At 54.1% G+C, this 6,053-nt stretch carries 6 protein-coding genes; all 6 read left to right on the plus strand.

Going from position 1 to position 6,053, the window contains the following annotated elements; translation table 11 throughout:
• Positions 1–517: 517 nt before the first annotated feature.
• Positions 518–1,252 (plus strand): Stp1/IreP family PP2C-type Ser/Thr phosphatase, encoded by a 735-nt coding sequence (locus QZR21_RS07515; protein WP_296097428.1) that lies wholly within the window; start codon positions 518–520, stop codon positions 1,250–1,252.
• 12 nt (positions 1,253–1,264) lie between these two features.
• Complete coding sequence (gene pknB, locus QZR21_RS07520; protein WP_296097431.1) at positions 1,265–3,124, plus strand: Stk1 family PASTA domain-containing Ser/Thr kinase; 1,860 nt, start codon at positions 1,265–1,267, stop codon at positions 3,122–3,124.
• Between the two features lie 3 nt (positions 3,125–3,127).
• Positions 3,128–3,997 carry a ribosome small subunit-dependent GTPase A gene (gene rsgA, locus QZR21_RS07525; protein WP_296097433.1) on the plus strand — a complete coding sequence of 290 codons (870 nt, stop codon included), beginning with the start codon at positions 3,128–3,130 and terminating at the stop codon, positions 3,995–3,997.
• 2 nt (positions 3,998–3,999) lie between these two features.
• Positions 4,000–4,641 carry a ribulose-phosphate 3-epimerase gene (rpe, locus tag QZR21_RS07530; RefSeq protein ID WP_296974702.1) on the plus strand — a complete coding sequence of 214 codons (642 nt, stop codon included), beginning with the start codon at positions 4,000–4,002 and terminating at the stop codon, positions 4,639–4,641.
• A 376-nt stretch (positions 4,642–5,017) separates the two neighbouring features.
• On the plus strand, positions 5,018–5,890 hold the full coding sequence (locus QZR21_RS07535; RefSeq protein WP_296097437.1) for an Hsp33 family molecular chaperone HslO: 873 nt from the start codon (positions 5,018–5,020) through the stop codon (positions 5,888–5,890).
• Positions 5,887–6,021 (plus strand): hypothetical protein, encoded by a 135-nt coding sequence (locus QZR21_RS07540; protein ID WP_296974705.1) that lies wholly within the window; start codon positions 5,887–5,889, stop codon positions 6,019–6,021. Before QZR21_RS07535 ends, QZR21_RS07540 begins: the two co-directional genes overlap by 4 nt.
• Positions 6,022–6,053: the final 32 nt, after the last annotated feature.

The raw sequence follows: 6,053 nt of genomic DNA on the forward strand, positions 1-6,053 counted from the left end.
CCTCCCCCATAGATGGGGGAGGTTAAGGCTAGCCTGCGGCGCAGTCGACAGTCAGGGAAACACTGATTAAATCTGACTCTGCGAATCAATCAGCGTTTTCCTGATCCCCGTCCTCTCGGACTCGATCTCCCTTGTCCGACAGGCCTATCTGACTCAATGTGCAAAGGCCCCATCCATCCGCACGACCCTGCCGCGGAGCGCCCACAACTCGGTGAACAGGCGCAGAGCGTTCACCGGCTGCCATTAGACCTATCCCTGCCTATGGGGGATACTCTTCTATACCTCTCCTCAGCCACTTTCCCATTCCATTTCTCTCCATTTTGGGGTCATCCAACAAAAAGTCCCTATTTCATAGAAGTCTTTCCCCACTTTAAACAGAAAAATGCCCATTTACAGGGCGCTAAAATTGACTATCCCCCCTGATAATGATAGTATAAAATTATTGGGATAAGTTAAGGTTTATCATACTCCGATGATTGACGGAGCATGGAGTTGTTTCTTTTACGGAAAGACTTATATGATACTGACTTATGGAGATTCGAAACGGGGCCTTGTGCGCAAGGCCAATGAAGATGCCATCAGCATGAAGGTGGATCACCTTTTCCTCCTGGCCGACGGCATGGGAGGATACGACGGCGGACAGGTGGCGAGTTCCCTGGCTGTGGAAAGCGGGGGACGCTATTTTTCCTCCCTTCCTCCGGAGAAGGCTTTTTCCGAGGAGGGGCTGAAGGAAGCCTTCTGTGCTGCGAACCGGGCCATTCTTGCGGAGAAGAGAGATTCCCCGGCCCTCCAGTCCATGGGGACCACCATGGTGGGCGCCGCCATTTCCGGGGACCATCTGTACTGGGCCCACGTGGGGGACAGCCGGCTCTACCGGTATGATGGCGGAGAACTGACCCAGGTCACCACGGACCATTCCTTTGTGATGGAACTGGTGAGCGAGGGAAAGCTCACGAAGGAAGAAATGCGCCGGCATCCCCGGAAGAACGAAATCACCCGGGCCGTGGGCATCGATGAAAATATGAAAGTGGATACCGGGTCCATGACCCTCGCCGATGGGACTCTGATTCTCATCTGCTCCGACGGCGTGTCGGGCATGGTGGAGGACGATGAGCTCTGCCGGCTGATTTCCGAAAATCCCCGGAAAACACAGGAAGACCTGAAGGCCCTGGACCGCAGCATCATGGAAAAGGTCTATGAAGCAGGGGCCCGGGACAATGCCTCGTTACTTTTGATTCAATTTTGGAACTGAGTGGAGTGAAATATGCCAGGTAAAATTCTTGATGAACGTTATGAACTGATGGAAAAAATCGGTTCAGGCGGCATGGCCGATGTGTACAAGGCCAAGGATATCCTGCTCGACCGGATTGTGGCTGTTAAAATTCTGCACAGCAATTTCGCAGAGGACAATGACTTCATTGTCCGGTTCCGCCATGAAGCCCAGTCCGCCGGAAAGCTGACCCATCCCAATATCGTAGGCATCTACGACGTGGGATGCGACGGGGATATCCACTACATCGTCATGGAGTATGTGGAAGGGGAGACCCTGAAGCAGTACATCGACAGCCATCCCCATATTCCCATTGATACGGCCGTACGGATTGCCATAGAAATCGGCTACGCCCTGGAAGACGCCCATGCCAATGGCATCATCCACTGCGATATCAAACCCCACAACGTGCTTCTCACAAAGACGGGAAAGGTGAAGGTCACGGACTTCGGCATTGCCCGGGCCATCAATTCCTCCACCGTCATCGATAAGGAATCGATCCTGGGTTCCGTCCATTACCTGTCACCGGAACAGGCAGCGGGGGACAAGATCACCGAAAAGACGGATATCTATTCCCTGGGCATCGTGCTCTATGAAATGCTGACCCACCATCTGCCCTTCGAAGGGGAGACGGCGGTGTCCATTGCCCTCCAGCACATGCAGGGCGATATTCCCCGGCCCACGAAGTACAACCCTGCCATTTCTCCCATGCTGGAAGAATGCCTCCTCACGGCCCTCCAGAAGGACCCGGACAAGCGGTACGACAGCGTTTCCGATTTCATTTCGGAACTGAAAATCGCCCAGGGCTTTACCACCACCATCTATAAACCCGCTTCCCACGATTTCACCGCCATGACCCGGCCCATTCCCCAGAAGGAAGTGCGCCGTCATAAGGCAAAGAAGGAAAGCAAATTTACCAATTTCATCACGAACCTGCCCCAGAAGTACATCTGGATCGGCATGGCCGTCCTTTTCATCCTCTGCTTTGCCTGGGCCTTCTTCAGCTTCGGCAATTTCTGGAGCTCCGAGAACATTACGGTCCCCAACGTAGTCGGGAAACCGGTGGAAGTGGCAGAAACTACCCTGAAGAAAGCAAACCTCAAGGTATCGGTGGATGAAATCGCCAGCGACGACGTGCCGGCGGGCCAGGTCATTTCCCAGACCCCCGCAGCCGGGACAAACGTAAAGGCAAAGCGCATTATCCACCTCACCGTCAGCAAGGGGGGCTCCGCCATGCTTATCCCTGACCTGAAGGGCCTCACCCTGGAACAGGCCAAGGAACGGTTGGACAAACTGGGACTCACCCTGGGAGCCGTGGAGAACGGGAACGATCCCGATAAACCATCCAATGTGATTATCTCCCAGAGCCCGGACTCCGGCTCCAAAGCCACCAAGGGCACCCGGGTGAATATCGTCATCAATATGAAACAGAAGACCAGCGTGCCGAACGTCATCGGTATGTCCCTCTCCGATGCAAGGAATGCCCTCCTTTCGAAGAAGCTCTCCGTAGGCACCATCAATTCCACCGACGGTACCTCTGCCGATGACTCCAGCGCCGTTGTCATTGCCCAGGATCCGGCAGGCGGAGAATCCACGTCCTCCGATGTGGTGAACCTGACCATCGGCGGCAAGAAGAAAGCCCAGACAAAGACCGGCACTGTGAATATCTCCATCCCCAAGGGCGGCAATTCCCGGCAGGTGGAAATCTACGTCACCGATGACAACGGAAAACATACGGCCTACAGCGCGAAAGCAGCGCCGGGCACCACCGTCAGCAAAGACGTTTCCGGCACCGGCAATGTCCACGTACAGGTGGTCATCGACGGATCCGTAGTCCAGGACCGGGAGCTCTGACCTATGAAGGGTAAAATCCTGAAAAACCAGAATGGCTACTTCACCATTTACAGGGAAGGGGGTTCCCTTTCCCTCTGCCGTTCCCGGGGCAGCCTGAAACGGAAGACGAATATCCTTGTGGGGGACGATGTGGAATTTGAGACGGGGAAGGGCAGCGAAGCTGTCATTACCCACGTGTATCCCCGGAAAAATTCCCTCCACCGGCCTCCCTCTGCTAATATCGACCAGATCGTCCTGGTCTCCGCCATCAGGACTCCCGATTTCAACCGGTTCCTCCTGGATAAAATGGTGGTCCTCGCCGAAGCGGCGGACATCGAGCCGGTGGTGGTCATCAGCAAGGCGGACCTGGCAGAAGAAGCAGCAGCGGAAGCCGCCGCCTACTACCGGAAGGCAGGATACCAGGCCTTTGCCACATCCCTCGTAAAGAACGAAGGCATAGACCTTCTGGAAGACTCCCTGAAAGGCCCCGTAGTCTCCTTCTCCGGCCCCTCGGGAGCCGGGAAATCGAGCCTTCTGAACCGGATTCTGGGGAAATCCCATTTCCTTTCCGGCGAAGTGAGCCGGCAGACAGGCCGCGGAAAGACAACCACCCGCCATGCGGAGCTGGTACTCTGTGATAAGGGATACTTTGTCATGGATACGCCGGGGTATACGTACCTGGAACTCACAGACCTGGACCCCTCCGATATATCCTGCCTTTTCAAAGATTTCCGCCCCTTCCTGGGACAGTGCCGCTTCAACAACTGCATCCATGACCGGGAACCGGACTGCGCCGTCCGGCAGGCGGTGGAAGAGGGGAAGATCCAGAAAGGCCGCTACGAATCGTACAAACAGATCTTAGAAGAATTGAAGTCCGGCGACTTCAGGAGGTAACCATGAAAATAGCACCATCATTACTGGCTTCTGATTTCTCAAACCTCGCATCGGAACTGCAGGACATCGAAAAGGGCGGCGCCGACTACGTCCACCTGGACGTCATGGACGGCCATTTCGTGCCGAACCTGTCCTTCGGTGTCCCCGTCATTTCCTCCCTGAGGAAACGGACATCCCTGCCCTTTGACGTGCACCTCATGACCTACCACCCCGAAGCCTACCTGGAGGGCCTCGAAGCCTGCCACACCCATATGGTGTCCTTCCACGTGGAAGCCGTACCCCATGTGGACCAGATGATTCACAATATCCAGGACCGGGGCATGAAAGCAGGCATTGCCCTGAATCCCGGCACCTCCCTTTCCACCATCGACGAAATCCTTCCCATCATCGACTTCGTCCTCATCATGTCCGTAAACCCCGGCTTCGGAGGACAGAAATTCATTCCCTACAGCCTTGATAAAATCGCAAGACTCTCCGCATCCATCCGGAAACTGGGCAAAGATATTCCCATCGAAGTGGATGGGGGAGTGAATAAAGACAACGCACCGCTCCTCAAAAAAGCGGGCGCCTCCATCCTGGTAGCGGGCTCCTCGGTTTTCGGAAAAGAAGACCGGGCAGCAGCCATCAAAGCGTTGAAAGTGTAAGTATAAAAAGCGGCGAATGCCGCTTTTTTAGTGCTCATTTTATGGGGAAACCTGGCTGTCGACGGTCAGGAAGAAATCGTTGCTTTGCAGCTGATGCGATCAAGGCTCCTGATCCATCCGTTCGTATGACCAGCTGACCGGTCCAATGCCGCAGGCAATTGAGCCTTCCTGACAACTGGCGACCGGTAAATGGAACTTTCAGGTTCATAACATGGTCCGTGTACTCAATAATCTTTTCCCACCAATAATTGTCAAGCATCATTCCTTCTGAAGTGTTACAATAATAGAGTAGTTTGTATTGTATAAAGTATTTCGAAAGCACCGATTAAGGAATACCGGTTATCCATCCTTATACTACTGGAAAGGAAGAATACTGATGAGCCATTTGAATCGCATACAGCATTATTTGAGTACCGAAGGCATTCGCATTACCTTTGCCGACGTCACGGATGCAGCGAAGGAGGCCCAGGAAATTCACCATCTGCCCTCCCTGTCTGCTGTGATCATGGGGAAGGTGATCAATGCGGCGGCCATCCTGGCCATGGATTTCAAAAACCACGAAGGAGTGTCCCTGAAGTGGGTCACCAATTCTCCCATCGGCGTCATCCATGCGGACGCCTATGAAGGGCAGTACGTCCGGGGATTTCTCGAAAATCCGGACGACGGTTCTGTGCCCTATTCCCCGGAGGTGGAGCCTTCCTATGTAAGCAATGAGGGGAAGCTCTTCGTCACCCGGTATTCGCTCCTGAAGCTGCCCTATGTGTCGGCGGTGGACCTGAAGAAGGGGGATGTGGCGGCCTGCGTGTCGGACTACATCAATTCTTCAGACCAGACCCTGTCCTACGTGGGCATCGAAGGGAAGGTGGATGAAAAGGGACAGATCCTCCGCATGGCAGGCTTCATTGCCCAGCTCATGCCGGAGGGGGATGAGAAGCTCTTCCATGAACTCTTTAATGATCAGAAGAAATGGGACGTCTTCGAGGAGTCGGACCGGGAGGATTCCCTGGCAGGGCTCCTGAAGAAGGACAATTACGTTCTTTTGAGTGATGCTCCCATTTCCTTCCGCTGCACCTGCGGGGAGGACCGTATCAAGCACTCCCTCCAGGGACTGCCGAAGAAGGAGCAGGAAAGTCTCCTGGAAGATGACCATATCGAAATCGCCTGCCACTACTGCGGCAAGAAATATGAAATTTCAAGGGAAACACTGACCAAATGGTTTAATGAAGATAAAGGAGGAAATGTGCAATGAGCAAATTGGCTTTTATCGGTGGTACAGGGGTCTATGACCCGGGGATTCTGACGGACCTCCATTCGGAAGTCATTGACACGCCCTATGGGAAGGCAAGCTATGAATCCGCCAGGTTTCAAAGAACTCGGTAAGGTCCTCCTGTGTGGCATCACACACTGCTTTG

It is taken from the genome of uncultured Dialister sp. (assembly GCF_900541605.1).
Taxonomy (GTDB): Bacteria; Bacillota; Negativicutes; order Veillonellales; family Dialisteraceae; genus Dialister.

Excerpts from the sequence above, each read along its gene's own strand:
- QZR21_RS07535 (WP_296097437.1), top strand. The coding sequence starts at position 5,018 with ATGAGCCATTTGAATCGCATACAGCATTATTTGAGTACCGAAGGCATT.
- rsgA (WP_296097433.1), top strand. The coding sequence starts at position 3,128 with ATGAAGGGTAAAATCCTGAAAAACCAGAATGGCTACTTCACCATTTAC.
- QZR21_RS07515 (WP_296097428.1), top strand. The coding sequence starts at position 518 with ATGATACTGACTTATGGAGATTCGAAACGGGGCCTTGTGCGCAAGGCC.
- rpe (WP_296974702.1), top strand. The coding sequence starts at position 4,000 with ATGAAAATAGCACCATCATTACTGGCTTCTGATTTCTCAAACCTCGCA.
- pknB (WP_296097431.1), top strand. The coding sequence starts at position 1,265 with ATGCCAGGTAAAATTCTTGATGAACGTTATGAACTGATGGAAAAAATC.
- QZR21_RS07540 (WP_296974705.1), top strand. The coding sequence starts at position 5,887 with ATGAGCAAATTGGCTTTTATCGGTGGTACAGGGGTCTATGACCCGGGG.